Origin of the sequence: Nostoc sp., from assembly GCF_036917455.1 — a bacterium.
Lineage (GTDB): Bacteria > Cyanobacteriota > Cyanobacteriia > Cyanobacteriales > Nostocaceae > Nostoc.
Window position 1 is genome coordinate 1 of the sequence record NZ_JBALDK010000153.1, and the last position, 17,818, is coordinate 17,818.

Genomic DNA, 17,818 nt, shown 5'->3' on the forward strand with positions numbered 1-17,818 from the left:
TATTTAGTTATATCCCATGAACATAAATTCTCATTAGTCTGAATAAAAAATTTCAGCTATTGTTAGGTGTAATCCTAAATACCATGCAGATACAGGCATAAAACAATTCTTTGCAGGTCATGCTATTAAAGGATTTGAGATTGGATTATCTAATCTATAAATTAAAAGTAAGAACTTTGCTAAAATCTTCCTAATAGCTGAGTACAAAAATAAAAATTATCTCAGGTTTTAAAAAGTGGTAGATAAATATAGCAATCTTAAATGAGTAGTCAAAACCTCCAATGCCCCTCTCTTTGTTGCGCCAGTACGGTTAATTTCTTTTGACAAATTATTTACGACTCTATATCTAGATAAAAAAGTTTATTTTTCCTGCAAGAGAAACTCATCTAATTCTGGAGGTAGTGATAGTATTTAATTTCTCAAAAATTCGCTAGTAAAACTGCTCCCAGAGATCGAAATTTGAGAGGACAACACTAGTTAGAAATGCTGGTGTCAATAGTTGCAGAGGTCAAGCTAATTTACGGTGCAAAAAATATCTAAGAAATTTTAACCAGACATTTACCTACCCTTCAACTATCTCGGTTATGGTTTCTAAGAATATCGGGTAAATAATTTCACCTTAAGCACACGATTTAGCCCGCCTAACTTTCTATCTCAGCAGCATTTACAAAACTCACCGCAATTGTGACGATTACGCTAGAATTGTTAAAGGTTCTTTACAGAGTTTGCCGATGGTACCCAATTCTGTTAAAACAGCCTAGCATTCAAATGTAAATCTCAAAACCCCATATAGAGTTCACCAAAAGTTTCTATGACGCTCCCAATTCGCAACGTCGCCATTATCGCCCACGTTGACCACGGTAAAACCACCTTGGTTGATGCACTCCTCAAACAATCCGGCATTTTCCGCGAAGGCGAAGACGTTCCGGATTGCGTTATGGACTCCAACGCCCTAGAACGGGAACGGGGTATTACTATCCTGTCTAAAAATACGGCGGTTCGCTACAAAGAAACACTAATAAATATTGTTGATACTCCTGGACACGCTGACTTTGGTGGTGAAGTTGAACGTGTACTCGGCATGGTTGACGGATGTCTTCTGATTGTCGATGCCAACGAAGGCCCCATGCCGCAAACGCGCTTTGTCCTCAAAAAAGCTTTAGAAAAAGGGCTGCGCCCCATTGTTGTAATCAATAAAATCGACCGTGGACAAGCTGACCCCCACATTGCTGTCGATAAAGTTTTGGATCTGTTCTTGGAATTAGGAGCAGATGAAGACCAGTGTGATTTTACCTATCTGTTTGCCTCCGGTATGGCAGGTTTTGCCAAGGACAGCTTAGAAGCCGAATCGGTAGACATGCAACCCCTGTTTAACGCGATTCTGCAACACGTTCCATCACCTGTGGGTGATAGTAATAAACCTCTGCAATTGCAAGTCACAACCCTAGATTATTCCGAATATCTAGGACGAATTGTGATTGGCAGAATCCACAACGGTACTATCCGCTCAGGACAACAAGCGGCTTTAGTAACAGAAGATGGCACTATTGTCAAGGGTAAAATTACTAAGTTGATGGGCTTTGAAGGGCTGAAGCGTGTAGACCTTGAAGAAGCAACCGCAGGTTATATCGTCGCTGTGGCTGGTTTCGCTGATGCTTATATTGGGGAAACAATTACTGACCCCAATGAACCACAAGCTTTACCACTAATTAAAGTGGATGAACCAACCTTGCAAATGACCTTCTGGGTGAATGATTCGCCCTTTGCTGGTCAAGAAGGGAAGTTGGTGACATCAAGACAAGTGCGCGATCGCTTATTCCGCGAACTTGAAACCAACGTAGCTTTGCGGGTTGAAGAAACCGATTCTCCCGATAAATTCCTAGTTTCCGGTCGTGGAGAACTCCACCTGGGTATCTTAATTGAAACCATGCGCCGGGAAGGATTTGAGTTTCAGGTATCTCAGCCACAGGTTATTTACCGCGAAGTCAATGGACATCCTTGCGAACCTTATGAACTCTTGGTGTTAGACATTCCTGTTGATGCTGTGGGTAGTTGTATTGAACGCCTGGGACAACGCAAAGGCGAAATGCAAGATATGCAACCAGGTAGTGGCGATCGCACCCAACTAGAGTTTGTTATTCCCGCCCGTGGTTTGATTGGCTTCCGGGGTGAATTCATGCGGATGACTCGTGGTGAAGGCATCATGAACCACAGCTTCTTAGATTACCGTCAACTGAGCGGTGATATTGAAGCCCGTAACAAAGGTGTTTTAATCTCCTTTGAAGAGGGTGTTTCTACCTTCTACGCCATGAGAAACGCCGAAGATAGAGGAGCATTCTTTATTACTCCTGGTACAAAGGTTTACAGAGGCATGATTGTCGGCGAACACAATCGTCCGCAAGACTTGGAACTAAATATCTGTAAAACCAAGCAGTTGACCAACCACCGCGCTGCTGGTGGTGATGAATTGGTTCAGTTGCAAGCACCAATAGACATGAGCCTAGAGCGTGCTTTGGAATACATTGGCCCCGATGAATTGGTTGAAGTTACACCCCAATCGATTCGTCTGCGGAAGATGTCGAAGAAATTAGCAAAACGCTAAGTTTAGTTACTTAATTGATTTAAAAAGCCCGCATTGGCGGGCTTTTTGTTATTGATTGATTTTGGACACACCTGACCAGCTTTTACATACGTTATTCCAGAGAGTAATTTCTAGAAAAATGCTGGATATCAATACGTTAACCGAGGAGTTTTTCGGTAAGTCACGGTGGTGGAAACCTGTAACACCAATGAATGTTATTGTCCAAGTAGATCCTGAAACGCTGGCTTTGTTCCAATCTCAAGGCGAGGATTATGAAAAAAAATGGCTGCGGCACTACGCATTTATGCAGAGGCTCACAAGATGTAAAGATGTTTTATGAAGAACGCAAGGAAAGTGAATATTGTGAAAGCTAACCTGTTGAAAAACCACTTGTTCCAACGGCTGACCTGCTTATGCTTATAACCGAATTATGAAAAATATTGAGTTGACGCAAGGAAAAATTACAGTTCCACAAAGCACGACTCTAGAAGAGTTCTTAAAACTTCCATACATTGAAGAGTCACCAGCTTGGGAATATATTAACAAAGAGGCAATTCAGAAACCAATGGGAGGGGCTAAACACAGTTTATTGCAAAAACGTTTAGTTGCAGTGATTGATGCGTTGGGTAGTAACTACGAAGCTTTTCCTGAATTGCGCTGTACCTGCGGTAATCGTTCAGTAGTTCCTGATGTGGTTGTTATCTCTACCAATCAAATACCACTAGATGAAAATGGTGAAATTATTAGTAGTGGTATTGATTTTGCACCCGCTTGGGTTATCGAAATTCTTTCCCCAGCTCAAAGTCAAACTAAAGTCACTGGCAATATTTTACACTGTTTGAGAAATGGTAGTCAGCTAGGATGGTTGATCGATCCAAGTGAACGCTGCATTTTAGTTTATCAGCCTAATTCTTTACCATATTTGTTATCGGGACAAGATATATTACCAGTATTAGAAGATTTGAATTTGGCGCTCTCTGTTAATGAAGTCTTTGCTTGGTTACAGCGCAAAAATTGATATTAGTTAAGGCAAATTCAAAAGCTGAATATAATTGAATTATTTATACAATTTTGTCGGTGCATGGTTTTCCCAGGTTGCTAAGGTTATCTTCGGTTAATTATTTTTGAAGTTTTATTGTATGTATTTTAATATTAATCTATCTAAAGTTTATATATTTAAGGTAAATAATTGTCATCTAATAATTGTGCCAAAATATAAGGGCATTTTTCGGGAAAAATATTTAAATTGGTTTTAATTTGCACAAAATCAACTGCACTTTGATAAATCTTCTCTAAATCATCCTGTAACTTATTCATTAAATTCGTGGTTAGATGATTATTTAAATCATATCTAAAGGTTTTAATTTCTCCAATCCAATGGCGATAATTACTTTCATATTCTATTTGCCAATATTGAAGTAATAATAAATGAATAATGATTTGTCTTAAAAGACTTTTGACCTTAGCTGAATCTCTTTTTCCCAAACTGATTAATTCCTCAATTAAGTTTTCTAAGTCAAGTTGGCTAAACTGTCCTTGTTTTAATAATTTAATGGTTTCTTCTAACCATAAATTTTCATCAGTTTCATAGAGTTGTTTTAAGTCGGTAGTAATTGTCATATTTTTACCTATCTATCTACCTACATTCCCTAATTTCATGATATACGATTACAAATTTATAGATGCAAAGCACCAATTTATAGAGGGGAAAAGATACGAATTATCAATGCCGGAAATGCTACCCGCCAGGAGAAGAGGTTTTATGAACAAGAAAGTTGAAAACGAAATAGAAGATGAATCACGTCCTGAGTATGAATTCGCTGAAATGGCAAGCAGTCATAAACCAAATATAGAGAGGTTTCAATAAGAACATCAGACACAACCCCTGAAACACTGTGAATTTTTGGTGGTGTTGGGTTAAAAAAGAAACATGAAAATCATCAAACCCATCACCAATTGGTTAGAAACCCGTGCTTGTGCCCCTACTTATGGCGGTTGGGTGCTAGCAGTAACAGCTATTTGTTTTTTTGGAGCAGGTATCAATACGATGGCTGGTTGGCTGTATGCCATTAGCGGCATTAGTTTTGCCCTTTTGGGTGTAGCAGCAATCTTACCGCCGCGATCGCTCACAGGTCTATCTATCACCCGCCGTCCCATGCAACCTGTGTCAGCCGGCGACGATCTAACTGTGGAATTAGAAATCTGCAATCAGACACAGCAGCCTGTTAGCCTGTTGCAAGTCGAGGATATACTACCCTTCGTCTTAGGGAAACCAGTACAAAAAGCAATCGAAACAATTCCTAGCCAAGGTAGTTACCGTTGGGTATATTACCAGTCTACCCAGCGCCGGGGCGTTTATCGTTGGCACACAGTCGAACTTGGTTCTGGTGCGCCTTTAGGATTATTCTGGTGTCGCCGTCAGCGTGATTGTGCTGCCACAGCGATCGTCTATCCAACAGTGTTAGCCTTGGCTACCTGCCCCTTAGTAGACGAAATGGGGCAAGAAGAGAGCAAAAGGGGCGATCCTCGTGGTAGACCCTTGCAGACAGCGACAACGGGGCTAGTGCGATCGCTCCGTCCTTATCGCCTTGGAGATCCCACCCGTCTAATTCATTGGCGGACTAGCGCCCGTTATGGGGAATTAAGGGTGCGGGAGTTAGAAATGGTAACAGGTGGACAAGAAATAGTTATTGCCCTGGACAGCGCTAGTAATTGGGAAGAAGAAAACTTTGAACAAGCAGTAATTGCCGCAGCTTCGCTGTACTTTTACGCACAGCAGCAGGAATTACAGGTGCAACTATGGACAGCATCAACAGATTTAATCAAAGGCGATCGCTTTGTACTAGAAACTTTAGCAGCAACAACAGCCCTAGAAGATGCCAGTTCAGTAGTTCCTAAAAGTTATCCCTTGATTTGGCTGAGTCAGAATCCTCTGAGTGTTGCTACTCTTCCTCAAGGTAGTCGCTGGATTTTGTGGCCAAATATTTCTTCACTACCAGAACAAGAGATAATCAATCGGGATCATCCTGGTATAGTTTTGCAAAGCGATCGCCCTCTGCAACCCCAACTACAAAAAACATTACATTCGTATTGATCGATACCTTCACCAAAAAACTACACGCTAGAAGGGCTATACGAACAAAGCCAACCTTTACAGATTGTAAAGCTTTTAGTCCACAGAGGTGGATTTTGTTCGTATAGCCACCACTTCTAGGTATTCTGGCAAGGTTTCAGTTAACTTTGCTTTAGCTGTTTACGTCTTAATACCGAACCAGCATTTAAAGCCCCGATTGCCAGTAGTGCTGTTAACAATGTAGGTTCGGGAACAGATGTAGCTTTTTCATTAAAGGTAAAGTTATCTAGCGCAAACTGTGTCCCCCTACCACCAGTCTCTACAAGATAATCTGGCTCAACTCCACCAAAGGACGTAAACCTTAATTCATCAACACCAAAATAATCAAAATTAACTAAAGTTGGCTGTGTCGTATCTACAACCACAGTTTTTGAATACAGGGTTGCACCGCTATTTAAACCTTCTACAGTAACCGAAAGACCATCATTCCAAGCAGCTGTTAAATAGGTACTGTTGAAGTCAAAAACACCATCACTGACTAGGGCTGGGTTTCCAAACCCGTTGAAAGCAACGTAGTTTCCTGACACTCTGCCATTGTCATACCCTGAACGTGAGGTAGCATTCGAGCCATTCTCGTAGTAAAAATTATCCCAATTAAATCCACCGTAGCCGTTAGGAATTAGAGTGAAACCTGGAATAGGGGCTATATCATCAAATGTTAAAACAGCTGCTTGTGCTACTGCTCCTATTCCCAAAACAATGATTGTTGCTCCGATCGCAGCAGTCGATAATTTTTTCGCAATGATTGAAGTGGTCATAAATAGTAGAAGTTGTAACTCTTGTTTTATGAAACACATCAGAGTTTACACTAGGTAGCAAAATAGACAAGTTCTTTTAATTATTTTTTTAATAAATCATTATAAAGTTATGATAAATAAAACTCAGTACAATGGATAAATCAAGTAAAGAATACAAAAACTTGGAAAGGGGCACACTCCATATCTACCCTTAGATGCGTCACAGAATCGTTTTTTGGTAAGAATAAATCAACCTCTTGGCTTTTAAATTCTGCCTCAAGATGTAATTTTGATTTTTATTAGCTTAGAAGTAAGCTTCTGTGATTTCCTAGATTTTATTTGATCCCAGTATGCCGGACATATCAGCCTTTGAGCGAAACTAAAACAATTTGGGCGGGTAAGGTTGGGGAAATCCACCCAATAATCCCCACATGAGGCTGAGGTACAATGCAAAGAAATATTTAAATTATGAGCGACATGATCACATCAGAACATAACACAAAATCCAGCGATAGAAGCCTAGAGGCAATGCGGCATTTTTCTGAACAATACGCCAAGCGGACTGGAACATACTTCTGTTCTGAACCTTCTGTTACCGCAGTTGTGATTGAAGGGTTAGCCAAACACAAAGACGAACTAGGTGCGCCTTTATGTCCCTGTCGCCATTACGAAGATAAAGAAGCTGAAGTTCATGCCACGTATTGGAACTGTCCTTGTGTGCCAATGAGAGAACGCAAAGAGTGCCATTGTATGTTGTTCCTTACCTCTGACAACGAGTTCGCTGGAGAAAAACAAGACATCTCTCTCGAAACAATTAAAGAAGTCCGAGACAGTATGGGATGAGCGAAATCATCCCCCAAGAGTTTTGGCAAGGCGTAGAACAGTTCAATTCTGGTCAGTTCTACGCCTGTCATGACACTTTAGAAGCTTTATGGATTGAAGCCAGCGAACCAGAAAAAACCTTTTATCAAGGTATTCTCCAAATTTCTGTAGCACTGTATCATTTGGAAAATCGGAACTGGCGAGGTGCAGTTATTCTCTTGGGAGAAGGTGGCAATCGTCTACGGCGTTACCCATCTAGTTACGGTGGCGTTGATGTAGATGAACTATTGAGTCAGAGCGCAGCATTGTTGACGACATTACAACAAATAGGGCCAGATAAGATTACATCTGGCGATTTGGGAAAAGATCAAATCTTATCTTTACCTAAAATTGTGCTGACTACTGATTAGACTTCTGGTGAAATTAGTTATGCGTCGCCCGAAATCCTTGCTAGGCAGAATTCCTGAATTCTGCCTACATCATTTTTACTCAGATACCAATTACCTGAAACCTTGAGGTTGGGGGTAGCGTCACTATTTCAGCCAGTAGTTATCGGAAATCACTCCAGATTGGATTATTTCATATCTGGATAAAGTACTTGAGATAATTAGAATGCAAGCTGAAATCCTAAATCCCCAATTGCTATGATGCCCTGCTATCAATTGCCCATATCCCAGATACGTCGCTTGGGATTAGCTTTAATGCTCCCAGCTGCATTCTGGGGCGCTTTTGCCTTCCCTACCCAAGTGCAAACCGCTACTGCACAAACATCTAAAGACAATCGGCCCCTCACCATCCGCGCTGATGTGCAAGAATATGACGCGAAAAATCAAGTAATTACCGCTCGCGGTAACGTGCAAATGTTGTATCCGGCTCGTCAACTTCAGGCAACATCTGCTCAAGCACAGTACTTTAGTAAAGAACGCCGAATTGATTTCAGTGGCAACGTCTATATTTTGCAACAGGGCGGTAACAGTATTCGGGCAGAGAAGGTAACGTATTTAATTGATGAAGGGCGATTCGTTGCCTTACCCCAATCTAACCGTCAGGTAGAGTCTATCTACATGATCGAGGAATCAGATAATGGTGGACAAACTGCGGCACCTACCCCAAAAACACCCCCTTTGAAGCCTTCAAATTAGAATTTACCAGCAAGAAAGGGTGCTTCCAGCGTGAAAATTGTTTTAGAGAATATTCACAAATCTTACGGCAAGCGAGTAATTGTCAATCGTGTCAATCTTTCTGTTGCTCAGGGCGAAGTCGTTGGCTTACTAGGCCCCAATGGGGCTGGTAAAACGACGACCTTTTACATTGCCACAGGTTTAGAAAAGCCCAATCAAGGAAAAGTTTGGCTGGGTAATCTGGATGTTACGGGAATGCCAATGCACCAAAGGGCGCGACTGGGTATTGGATATCTAGCACAAGAACCAAGTGTTTTCCGCCAACTCTCGGTACAGGATAATATTCTGTTGGTGCTAGAGCAAACGAATGTGCCACGATGGGAGTGGTCAAGACGACTCACAACTTTACTGCGGGAGTTTCGCTTGGAAAAATTAGCCAATAGCAAAGGAATTCAACTTTCTGGTGGTGAACGACGGCGGACTGAATTAGCAAGGTCTTTAGCTGCTGGCCGAGAAGGGCCAAAATTTTTACTTTTGGATGAACCATTTGCGGGAGTCGATCCGATCGCAGTTTCAGAAATACAGCAAATTGTCGCACAACTGCGCGATCGCGGCATGGGAATCTTGATTACAGATCATAATGTGCGCGAAACCCTCGCCATCACCGATCGCGCCTACATCATGCGTGAGGGACAAATTCTCGCTTTTGGTGCTGCTGACGAACTCTACAGCAATTCCCTCGTGCGGCAATATTATTTAGGGGATAATTTTCAAGTTTAAATTTACAATTATTTAGTTAATAATTTCAAAGGCTATTTTTATATTTAATTTAAATTAAATAAATTAAAATTTTAATCTAATTTATTTTATTCTACTTTCTTACCCATTGAAAACTAAATTTTGATCCTAAATACAGCCGTTTGCAACTAAGTTTTGCAACTAAATGAGGTAAAAAACTTAAACTACAACACCAAATCTGAAGACTATTTTTTTACTTCTGCCCCCTTCTCCCTGCCCCCTACCTTCATCAGGGTTGCCAATATTTAACTGTTCAAATTGCTTATGATATCAAAGAACTTCCCGTCTTTCTACAAGCTCCGTTCGCTGCTACCTTTTACGATCATGGATCGTTACCTTGCTAGCGAATTGTTAGCGCCGTTTTTCTTTGGTGTCGGAGCTTTTTCATCACTTGGTGTCACAATTGATGCTGTATTCGATCTCATCAGAAAAATTGTAGAATCTGGGCTACCCATAGACATTGCCATTCAGGTTTTTTTGTTAAAGTTTCCCAACTTTATCGTTTTAGCCTTCCCTATGTCTACGCTGCTGGCTACTTTGATGACCTACAGTCGTCTTTCGAGTGAGAGCGAACTAATTGCCCTGCGTGGTTGTGGGGTCAGCGTCTATCGCATAGTGCTAACTGCTGTGATGTTGAGTCTTGTAGTCACAGGAATGACATTTATATTCAACGAACAAATTGCACCAGCAGCAAATTACCAAGCAGCGATGACTCTGGATAAAGCCCTTAAGTCAGACAAGCCCACTTTTAATCAGCAAAATATTTTCTATCCTGAATACCAAGATGTTACACAGCCCGATGGCTCTAAAAATAGGATATTGTCACGCTTGTTTTATGCCGACCAATTTGATGGTAAGCGGATGAAAGGTTTGACAATTATAGACCGCTCAACAAAAAATCTGAATCAAATTGTAGTATCAGAATCTGCTCAGTGGAATCCTTCTCAAAATGTCTGGGATTTTTACAACGGTACTATTTATTTTGTTGCAGCCGATCGCTCTTATCGCAACATCGTCAAATTTGAACACCAACAACTGCAACTACCGCGCACGCCATTAAGTTTGGCAGAAAAAAGCCGTGATTATGGTGAGATGAATATTGCCGAAGCACTAGATCAGCTACAAGTAGAACTTCTCGGTGGCGATCGCCAAAAAATTCGTAAACTCGAAGTACGGATTCAACAAAAAATTTCCTTACCCTTTGTATGCGTAGTTTTTGGCTTAGTAGGTGCAGCAATGGGAAGTATACCCCAGCGAACTGGAAGAGGTACCAGCTTTGGGATTAGCGTTGTAGTTATTTTTTCATACTATTTAATTTTCTTTATTAGTGGTGCGATCGCGCAAGCAGGTGTCCTCTCTCCCTTTATGGGTGCTTGGTTGCCCAACTTTTTTTTCTTCGGAATCGGTCTATTCTTATTGATGCGAGTTGCCAAACGTTAAATTGAGATAGAGGGGGCAAGAGAGAGAATAAAAAAGGGAGCAATGCGATTTTGTGAGCAGGGGGAGCAGGGGAGGCAGGGGAGGCAGGGGAAGAGAAAGAAATAAGTGTATTTGTAGCTATAAAGGTCGTAAAAAATACTAAAGTTTCCTCTTCACTCCCCCTGCTCCCCCTGCTCCCCCTGCTCCCCCTGCCTCCCCTGCTCTTTTCACGAGGATCTCACTTTTTCGCGTTGCTCCCATAAAAAATTACCTCTTCTCCCTCTGCTCCCTGCTCCCTGCCTCTTTCCTCTTCATCCTCACACTTCAATTACGGATGATAATTTCGACATTCCGGTGCATCTGGATTTTCCTTGCAGTATTCTTCAAAAGAGACTTTAGCTGATACCATACCCTCAGCTTTCTGATGAGCGGCTTCTGCTTGAAGTTCTTCTACCTCATCCCAAGCGGCTGCACAGGCTTTAGAATAAGCACCTTGTTCAGTGCAAATAGCGCGAGACTGTTCAATTGCTTTTTGAATTCTCTCCTCTAACAGTAGCGCTTTTGGGGCTTCTACAAAGTCGCTTTTGGTCAAAATGTCGGTAATTGAGATGATACCCAACAGCTTGCCTTGAATCACAGGTGCGCGATGAATACCAGTGTTAGCAAATAACCGAGCTACATATTCCACACCCAAATCAGGATTAACCACAATGCAGGGCTTGCTCATAATCTCGTAAACCCAAACTTGCTTTGGATCTTTACCGTAGGCAATTACCTTATAGACAATATCCGTTTCTGTGACGATACCATAAGCATCATTGTCATGGCGACGATTCACAACCAGCGCCCGCAATTTTTTTTCCTTCATCAGCGCCACTGCTTCAGCAACAGTCGCCGAACCGCGAATGGTAACTACGTTTTTGGTCATGATATCTTCAGCTCTCATCATTGGTGTAGTCTCCTGGTAAATAGTACAGTGCGGCACAGCGCCCTCAGAGGCGTATGTATCGAAGCATTGCAGCGCACAGTTTGCTAACTAGAAAGTAAAAAAGTTGAACTTTTGTCCAGCTACAACAATAAACTTAGAGCAACGGTCAACTCCTGATGATATCCAATGTGACCGATACCCAAAAACTAACCATAAATTGCTATAACTTTCTCAAAAATCTTCCCCAAGGACTCCAGCCGCTAAAAAGTAAATTTTTGACTACTACATGTCTATTGGTAATGACTAATAACTGATGGAGAAGTTAGGATAAAATCACTATCCAACTTTAGTTGAGATATTTCCTATTGAGGAAATCAAAAGCATTAAACAGCAACACCTTCAGATCCCGTCAAGTTTTCCTGATTTCGAGTAAATTTCAATTACCAATCCCATGCCACATCGTCATTATCCTCCCGCATACTTACGCTATCTCAAAGCCAGGTTATGGAATCTAGGGCGACCTGGTTTTTGGGGAACTGCAATTTTTTTATCTGTAGTAGGGCTAGTAACTTGGGAATACTGGTCAAACCCAGATATTTTTGTTTATAAGCAAAAAAGCCAAGTCTCTTCACAAACGCCTGCGGACTCTTCCCTGTCAGCCGAAAACAGAGCGATCGCAGCCGATATTGATAACCTACCGGTTTTGTTTAATGACTTTGAACAAGGAAGTCTCTCAGTAACGCCAAATACTACCAAGGAAAAGACTCAGGAAAAAAATAGCAAGAGCTTATTAGAAGATGTAATTAACAAACAAAAGTCTGATAGCGATACCAAGCTAAATCCGGCTTCAGGCGTTAAGGCTGATACTCCCCCAATTTTGAAAAATCCCTTTGTTGTCCAAGCAGAAAATTCGTTGCGGACGGGGACAGTTGATAGTAATAACCAGTTTCTAGGTCTTAATACCTTAACTGCACCATCTGAACCAACAGGAGACGAACAAACATCCTCTAGTCTAGGAATTGGATTCACAAATCAAACCAATAAGACTCAAAATTCTGTCTCCATCAACCCTCTGCAAGCAGCACTCAACCAATCGACAAATCAGAAGCTATCTAGCTTCAATGGTACTGCAACAGTGCCAAATACTGTGGGTCAAGTCTCTGACTCAGGAACAACGTTAATGCCACCTATTAACAGCTTACCTAGTCAGAATTCTCTACCAAGCAATGGATTAACTACGGGAGCGGGCTACACGTCAACGGGTACGAACTTGCAGCAAAATCCCTACAATAATTTCAATAACGGTCAGGTATTGCCTAATACTGGGTTAACTACTGGTACAGGTTATACATCAACGGGTACGAACTTACCGCAAAATCCCTACAATAATTTCAATAACGGTCAGGTAGTGCCTAATGTATCACCAGTAACGCCCCCAGTTACCTCTGGCGCACCAGGTAATATTTCACCTTACTCAAGCCAGATGCCAAATCAAGGCATTGTCACCCCCATAAATGGTAATTATGGTTTGCAGCAGCCGACACAATTACCACAGTCTAATTATGGAAATTATGTGCAGCAGCAACCAACACAGCCTAATTATGGGAATTATGTGCAGCAGCAACCAACACAGTCTAATTCCTTATATCTTCGCCAACTTCGAGACAAGTATAGAAGTCCAGGTCAAAACTGATTGTAAGTAGGTTGCTTGACTAAATAAAATTTAGCTAGGGTGATTGTGGGCTATTTGGAATCATCGGAACTTCTGGTGTTTCAGGTTGTTGCTGTTGTCGTTGTAAATATTTACTCAATACATAAGCCATATCTCCACGGGTAACGGGTTTCAATGGGAAAATATTGCCTTGGGCATCTGTGTTGAGAAATCCCTCACTAGCTACTGTAGCGATCGCTTTTCTAGCCCAAGTTGGGATAGATTTTTCATCTGGATGTGAAGCCAGAATCTCATTCACAGCAGTATCAGGAAACTGAAATACACCATAAGCTTGGGCGAAAATAGCCAGAGCTTCTGCCCTTGTCACTTTTTGATTAGGGAAAAATTCATTGCCCCGATAGCCTTTCATGATGTCAGTTTTTAAGACTGTCTGTATATCATTAAATGCCCAATAAGAACGAGGAACATCTGGAATAACTAAATTTTCTTTGCTAACAGCTTCTCTTTTATCTAGCCGAAATGCCTTTACCATAATTGACGCTAATTCGGCCCGACTCAGTAACCTTTCTGGATAAAACTTGCCATCAGAAAAGTTTGTCATCCATTTAGCAGCAGTTACCTGTTGAATGGAATCAGATGGAATTGCAGAAGTAGTTTCTGGCACTTGAGCAATTGCTGGTAAATTTTGCAGTAGTGCCACTAAAGATAGAGTAATTGAAAGCTGACGCATTACCATAACCACTTTTAGCCGCTAACGTGAATTTCAAAAACTACGTTACTGAGATTAACGCAAAATTTGGTGTTCCTAATAACCTGTAACTTAGCTAGTGACGAATTTAGGCTGGACAATGTTGCGTAGCTACGTAGGGTGTAGCTTTTCCTTTGTTCCGAACACTAGGATGTTTTATTTTTTGTAAGTTCTTAATAAAGGAAGTAGAAATCAGCAAAAACTTGTTTTTTACCTTTCATCTTTTGACGTTATCTGCCCACTAATATGGACTATAGTCAGTTTTTCAGGAGTTTTGGGAATGACAGCAACAGATCCCGTAAAGTTGATGAAGCAAGAAGTTGGCAAAGCCGCCGCCGCCCTAGTCAAGTCGGGTTCCATTGTGGGGTTGGGTACGGGGTCAACTACAGCATATACGATTCAGTATTTAGGCGATCGCCTTAAGTCTGGCGAACTCAAAGATATCATTGGCATCCCTACCTCGTTTCAGTCAGAAGTACTGGCGAAACAGTATGGTATCCCTCTCGCCACTTTGGATGCCATTGACCACATCGATATTGCCATTGATGGGGCAGATGAAGTCGATCCGCAGAAGAATTTGATTAAAGGCGGTGGTGCAGCACATACCCGCGAAAAAGTCGTAGACTACCTAGCAGAGCAGTTTATCGTCGTCGTCGATAGTGGTAAGTTGGTAGACCGTTTAGGTTCTAGTTTTGCTGTACCCGTGGAAGTGATTCCAATGGCAATTACTCCTGTTACCAATGCCATCAAAAAACTCGGCGGTAAACCAGAACTCCGCATGGGTATCAAAAAAGCTGGCCCAGTTATCACTGACCAAGGAAACTTTGTCTTAGATGTCAGATTTGACTCTATTGAAGATCCAGTCAGCCTAGAAAAGATATTGAATAACATTCCCGGTGTTCTGGAAAATGGCATCTTTGTTAACTGTGTCGATTTAGTTTTAGTCGGTGAAGTTAAAGATGGTCAGCCATTAGTGCGGCAACTTTAACCCGCATTTCTCACAAGCTTGAGGGGAAGGATGGGCAGAGGGGCAGAGAGGCAGAGGGGCAGAGGGGCAGAGGGGCAGAGGGGAAAGAACTTGGTATTTGAACTCTCCCCTGCTCCCCTGCTCCTCTGCTCCCCCTCTTTCCTTGGTGAGAAATCCGGGTTTAAGAGTTATAGATTTTGGATTTTAGAGACATCTAAAATCCAAAATTAATCAAAAGATTCAGTTCATCAAAATACTAATTTAACCAAAATTTATAGTCTTCATCGGACATTGGGGCGATCGCTACTTTACCCACGTCTTACCCAATATTTATTAAATTGCCCTTTTCATCTAACTCTGCATTAATGAATTGTGAAGTTTCTTCCCATTTTTAAATAAGCCTGTTACTAGGCTGACATATAGGACTACTATTTGATTTTTGAACAAAATTAGGTATTGTAGGTGTCTTAGAACAGAGTTCGTAACGCACCTTACGTATCTTGTCATAAATAAAACCGGATTCCTATAGCAGCAATATTAGTAACAATACTGATATTATTACCATTGGCGATAGTCACGTTTTCGCAGACATTAATTTTTTAATAGTGCTAATCATCCAGAGTATAAAAAAATATTATAAGTAATAGTATGGAAAAAAGCGTTATTAATGCCAGTCTTTCTACTCAGAACTTAACCTTTCGTCCAGGTGATACTCCTGTATCATTTGAGGTAACTGTCAATAATGATAGCGATCGCTTTGTCAATTTTCAGATAGAAATTACCGCCGCCGGAGAAACCCGGAATACAGGATATCGTTGGTATCGACTCGAACCAGAGGTGGCAGCAGCTAAACCACCAGGCAGCAGTACTATCTTCCAAGTCTTCATATTCAATACACCTATTCCGGGATTTGTCGGTACTGTTAACCTGATGGTGAATATTTTTTCACCACAATTAGCGCAACAGTGCAGACTTGTGCTGCGCCTGAAAATCGAGCGAGACAACAGACCAACACATTTAAGTGTAGAATTGCCAGTGCGAGAGTTCCAAGTTTATCCCCGCAATTCTGTAGATATACCTGTACGGGTGCGGAATTTGGGGCAACAACAAACTAATGTGGTGCTACGTTTTACAGGTGTCGATCCATCTTGGCTAACAGGTAGTGCAGAACGTCGATTATCTTTAGATCCAGGTGGATTAGCAGAAGCCACATTTCAATGTCAGCCTCCTTCTGTAGTGCAAGCGCCCAGCCAAAATTACCCTTTTACTATTGAAGCTGTTAGCAATAATGGTTATCCAACTAATGCTGAAGGCAACATTGAAGTCTTACCAGTGGGTTTTATAGACTTTACCACTACCCAAAAACACCTGAAAATTCCTAGTAAATCGGCATGGTTGCCTGACTGGAAATCTCATACAGCTTCTTTTGAATTACTATTTAAAAATGCTAGCAACCTCAATCAGCAAATTAATGTGCAAGTACAGGGTAGAGACTGGCGAAAATGCAGTTTCAAAAAGCTTCCTGAAGTTGCCAATCTCCATCTAGGAGAGACAAGTAAAGTTATCCTCGATGTAAAAACAAAACGCCCTTGGGTAGGAATCGGCAAAACTCTCTTATTAGAGGCCAAATCGGAATTATCCGATCAACGTTTAGGGAGTACAGACCCAGCTACGCAGACATTAGAAGTGGAGACTCAGCCAATTATACCTCTATGGCTACAGCTAGCTGCGATCGCGCTATTAGCCGCACTCCTAGCATTATTACTGCAACCAAGAGATGTAATGCATACACGTTCTGTAAACTCAGTGCGTTTTAGTGGCATTGGTTTATCTGTAGTCAGTGGCTCAGATGATTGTACATTAAGACTTTGGAGAATTGGTGCTGATAGTTTAGACCCCGATGATACAGTAACATACCCTGGGCAACCCGTTGCTTGCGATCAACGCCAACAGCCCAAGGGTTTGATGGCGATTACCGATGATGCTGTAGAAGTCTTACGCTTCATGCCTTTACAAAACGATCGTGTTGCTGTTGGTCTAGATAATGGTGTAATTGAACTCAGAGATGTACCATCAGGTGCAAAGATTAGGGAACTTCAAGACCTTAAAGATCCTAAAGCAAAAGGCGATCGCGTTTTTGACTTAGCTTTCACCTCAAACTCACTTAACTTATTCAGTGGCTATGGCAGTGGTAAAGTTAGAGTATGGTCAAGATCGGCACCTAACAGCGATTTTCTGCCAGAACCGCAAGTTATCGATGTACAAAGTACATTGAAACTATCAGGTTTCCAAGTCCGGGCATTAAATCTCAGCCCAGATGCAAAAACTCTAGTAATTGCTGGAAACTTTAAGCGTTTCATCTTGTGGCAATGGAATCCAACCCGATCTGATAAACAATTCCCAGCTTTATCAGTGCAAAATCTAGAAAAACTAGACCCATTAATTGGGCGTGAAGACTATATTTGGGGATTGGCTTTTATTCCTAACTCGGCAGAAAAAATCCTAGCAACCTCTGATTCTGCGGGATTCATTACGATTTGGAATTTAAATCAGTGCCAAACTCGCAAAAATCCCAATCCGCAAGAAAAAGTCAATGAACTCAATTGTTCGCCAATAGATCGCTGGCCAGCATCAAAAACATCTGTGCGTAGTCTGGCATTTAGTGGAGATGGTAGTCTCTTAGTAAGTGGTGGCGATGATGGACGAGTGGTGATTTGGTACTTAACCCCTGAACACAAACTCGACAAAATAAAGGCAGCAGAAGGTAAAACAATTTACCAAAGTTCTAAAAAAATTAATAATATCGACTTGAAAACTAATCAAGGAACCATGATTGTGAGTGGTAGTGAAGATTTTCAGGTCAAACTACACCACATCAAATAAGGGAGTCAA

Annotated in this window: 16 protein-coding genes; 12 read left to right on the forward strand and 4 right to left on the reverse strand. The window is 41.4% G+C overall.

Annotated elements, in window-relative coordinates; genetic code table 11:
- Positions 1-811: 811 nt before the first annotated feature.
- From typA to V7K42_RS16680, 3 genes are all read left to right on the forward strand, one after another.
- Positions 812-2,602, forward strand: a complete 1,791-nt coding sequence (gene typA / locus V7K42_RS16670; RefSeq protein WP_334917936.1) for a translational GTPase TypA — start codon at positions 812-814, stop codon at positions 2,600-2,602.
- A gap of 118 nt (positions 2,603-2,720) precedes the next feature.
- The gene (locus tag V7K42_RS16675; RefSeq protein ID WP_334917938.1) at positions 2,721-2,921 is read left to right on the forward strand and encodes a hypothetical protein; all 201 of its coding nucleotides are present in this window, start codon (positions 2,721-2,723) and stop codon (positions 2,919-2,921) included.
- Positions 2,922-3,011: 90 nt separating this feature from the next.
- A complete protein-coding gene (locus tag V7K42_RS16680; RefSeq protein ID WP_334917940.1) occupies positions 3,012-3,599 on the forward strand; it encodes a Uma2 family endonuclease in 588 nt (195 codons plus the stop codon).
- 158 nt (positions 3,600-3,757) lie between these two features.
- Here V7K42_RS16680 and V7K42_RS16685 read toward each other — a convergent pair whose 3' ends face one another.
- Positions 3,758-4,201 carry a DUF29 domain-containing protein gene (locus V7K42_RS16685; protein WP_334917942.1) on the reverse strand — a complete coding sequence of 148 codons (444 nt, stop codon included), beginning with the start codon at positions 4,199-4,201 and terminating at the stop codon, positions 3,758-3,760.
- 310 nt (positions 4,202-4,511) lie between these two features.
- Between V7K42_RS16685 and V7K42_RS16690 the strand changes: the two genes are divergently transcribed.
- Positions 4,512-5,675, forward strand: coding sequence for a DUF58 domain-containing protein (locus V7K42_RS16690; RefSeq protein WP_334917944.1), 1,164 nt, complete (start codon positions 4,512-4,514; stop codon positions 5,673-5,675).
- 140 nt (positions 5,676-5,815) lie between these two features.
- Here V7K42_RS16690 and V7K42_RS16695 read toward each other — a convergent pair whose 3' ends face one another.
- Positions 5,816-6,472 (reverse strand): PEP-CTERM sorting domain-containing protein, encoded by a 657-nt coding sequence (locus V7K42_RS16695; RefSeq protein ID WP_334917946.1) that lies wholly within the window; start codon positions 6,470-6,472, stop codon positions 5,816-5,818.
- 456 nt (positions 6,473-6,928) lie between these two features.
- On the opposite strand from V7K42_RS16695, the gene V7K42_RS16700 reads away from it, so the two are divergent.
- The 5 genes from V7K42_RS16700 (at position 6,929) to V7K42_RS16720 (ending at position 10,632) form a co-directional block, all read left to right on the forward strand.
- Positions 6,929-7,294, forward strand: coding sequence for a ferredoxin thioredoxin reductase catalytic beta subunit (locus V7K42_RS16700; protein WP_174713643.1), 366 nt, complete (start codon positions 6,929-6,931; stop codon positions 7,292-7,294).
- On the forward strand, positions 7,291-7,683 hold the full coding sequence (locus tag V7K42_RS16705) for a DUF309 domain-containing protein (protein ID WP_069068209.1): 393 nt from the start codon (positions 7,291-7,293) through the stop codon (positions 7,681-7,683). The genes V7K42_RS16700 and V7K42_RS16705 overlap by 4 nt, the downstream gene beginning before the upstream one ends.
- Positions 7,684-7,917: 234 nt before the next feature.
- Entirely contained in the window at positions 7,918-8,415 is a 498-nt protein-coding gene (locus V7K42_RS16710) for an LptA/OstA family protein (RefSeq protein WP_334917951.1), read from the forward strand.
- A 30-nt stretch (positions 8,416-8,445) separates the two neighbouring features.
- Positions 8,446-9,174 (forward strand): LPS export ABC transporter ATP-binding protein, encoded by a 729-nt coding sequence (gene lptB / locus V7K42_RS16715; protein WP_094328037.1) that lies wholly within the window; start codon positions 8,446-8,448, stop codon positions 9,172-9,174.
- A gap of 342 nt (positions 9,175-9,516) precedes the next feature.
- Positions 9,517-10,632 carry an LptF/LptG family permease gene (locus V7K42_RS16720; RefSeq protein ID WP_334917954.1) on the forward strand — a complete coding sequence of 372 codons (1,116 nt, stop codon included), beginning with the start codon at positions 9,517-9,519 and terminating at the stop codon, positions 10,630-10,632.
- Between the two features lie 307 nt (positions 10,633-10,939).
- Here the strand turns inward: V7K42_RS16720 and V7K42_RS16725 are convergent, their stop codons facing one another.
- Positions 10,940-11,560 (reverse strand): CP12 domain-containing protein, encoded by a 621-nt coding sequence (locus tag V7K42_RS16725; protein ID WP_334827904.1) that lies wholly within the window; start codon positions 11,558-11,560, stop codon positions 10,940-10,942.
- Between the two features lie 430 nt (positions 11,561-11,990).
- On the opposite strand from V7K42_RS16725, the gene V7K42_RS16730 reads away from it, so the two are divergent.
- Positions 11,991-13,232, forward strand: coding sequence for a hypothetical protein (locus V7K42_RS16730; protein ID WP_334917956.1), 1,242 nt, complete (start codon positions 11,991-11,993; stop codon positions 13,230-13,232).
- Between the two features lie 34 nt (positions 13,233-13,266).
- Here V7K42_RS16730 and V7K42_RS16735 read toward each other — a convergent pair whose 3' ends face one another.
- Complete coding sequence (locus V7K42_RS16735) at positions 13,267-13,941, reverse strand: S-layer homology domain-containing protein (protein WP_334917958.1); 675 nt, start codon at positions 13,939-13,941, stop codon at positions 13,267-13,269.
- Between the two features lie 298 nt (positions 13,942-14,239).
- Here V7K42_RS16735 and rpiA point away from each other — a divergent pair, with 298 nt between their 5' ends.
- Together rpiA and V7K42_RS16745 are read left to right on the forward strand one after the other, a co-directional pair.
- Entirely contained in the window at positions 14,240-14,947 is a 708-nt protein-coding gene (rpiA, locus tag V7K42_RS16740; protein WP_094341656.1) for a ribose-5-phosphate isomerase RpiA, read from the forward strand.
- A 627-nt stretch (positions 14,948-15,574) separates the two neighbouring features.
- Entirely contained in the window at positions 15,575-17,809 is a 2,235-nt protein-coding gene (locus V7K42_RS16745) for a hypothetical protein (RefSeq protein ID WP_334917961.1), read from the forward strand.
- The last annotated feature ends 9 nt before the right edge of the window (positions 17,810-17,818 follow it).

Excerpts from the sequence above, each read along its gene's own strand:
- typA (WP_334917936.1), top strand. The coding sequence starts at position 812 with ATGACGCTCCCAATTCGCAACGTCGCCATTATCGCCCACGTTGACCAC.
- V7K42_RS16675 (WP_334917938.1), top strand. The coding sequence starts at position 2,721 with ATGCTGGATATCAATACGTTAACCGAGGAGTTTTTCGGTAAGTCACGG.
- V7K42_RS16680 (WP_334917940.1), top strand. The coding sequence starts at position 3,012 with ATGAAAAATATTGAGTTGACGCAAGGAAAAATTACAGTTCCACAAAGC.
- V7K42_RS16685 (WP_334917942.1), bottom strand. The coding sequence starts at position 4,201 with ATGACAATTACTACCGACTTAAAACAACTCTATGAAACTGATGAAAAT.
- V7K42_RS16690 (WP_334917944.1), top strand. The coding sequence starts at position 4,512 with ATGAAAATCATCAAACCCATCACCAATTGGTTAGAAACCCGTGCTTGT.
- V7K42_RS16695 (WP_334917946.1), bottom strand. The coding sequence starts at position 6,472 with ATGACCACTTCAATCATTGCGAAAAAATTATCGACTGCTGCGATCGGA.
- V7K42_RS16700 (WP_174713643.1), top strand. The coding sequence starts at position 6,929 with ATGATCACATCAGAACATAACACAAAATCCAGCGATAGAAGCCTAGAG.
- V7K42_RS16705 (WP_069068209.1), top strand. The coding sequence starts at position 7,291 with ATGAGCGAAATCATCCCCCAAGAGTTTTGGCAAGGCGTAGAACAGTTC.
- V7K42_RS16710 (WP_334917951.1), top strand. The coding sequence starts at position 7,918 with ATGATGCCCTGCTATCAATTGCCCATATCCCAGATACGTCGCTTGGGA.
- V7K42_RS16720 (WP_334917954.1), top strand. The coding sequence starts at position 9,517 with ATGGATCGTTACCTTGCTAGCGAATTGTTAGCGCCGTTTTTCTTTGGT.
- V7K42_RS16725 (WP_334827904.1), bottom strand. The coding sequence starts at position 11,560 with ATGATGAGAGCTGAAGATATCATGACCAAAAACGTAGTTACCATTCGC.
- V7K42_RS16730 (WP_334917956.1), top strand. The coding sequence starts at position 11,991 with ATGCCACATCGTCATTATCCTCCCGCATACTTACGCTATCTCAAAGCC.
- V7K42_RS16735 (WP_334917958.1), bottom strand. The coding sequence starts at position 13,941 with ATGCGTCAGCTTTCAATTACTCTATCTTTAGTGGCACTACTGCAAAAT.
- rpiA (WP_094341656.1), top strand. The coding sequence starts at position 14,240 with ATGACAGCAACAGATCCCGTAAAGTTGATGAAGCAAGAAGTTGGCAAA.
- V7K42_RS16745 (WP_334917961.1), top strand. The coding sequence starts at position 15,575 with ATGGAAAAAAGCGTTATTAATGCCAGTCTTTCTACTCAGAACTTAACC.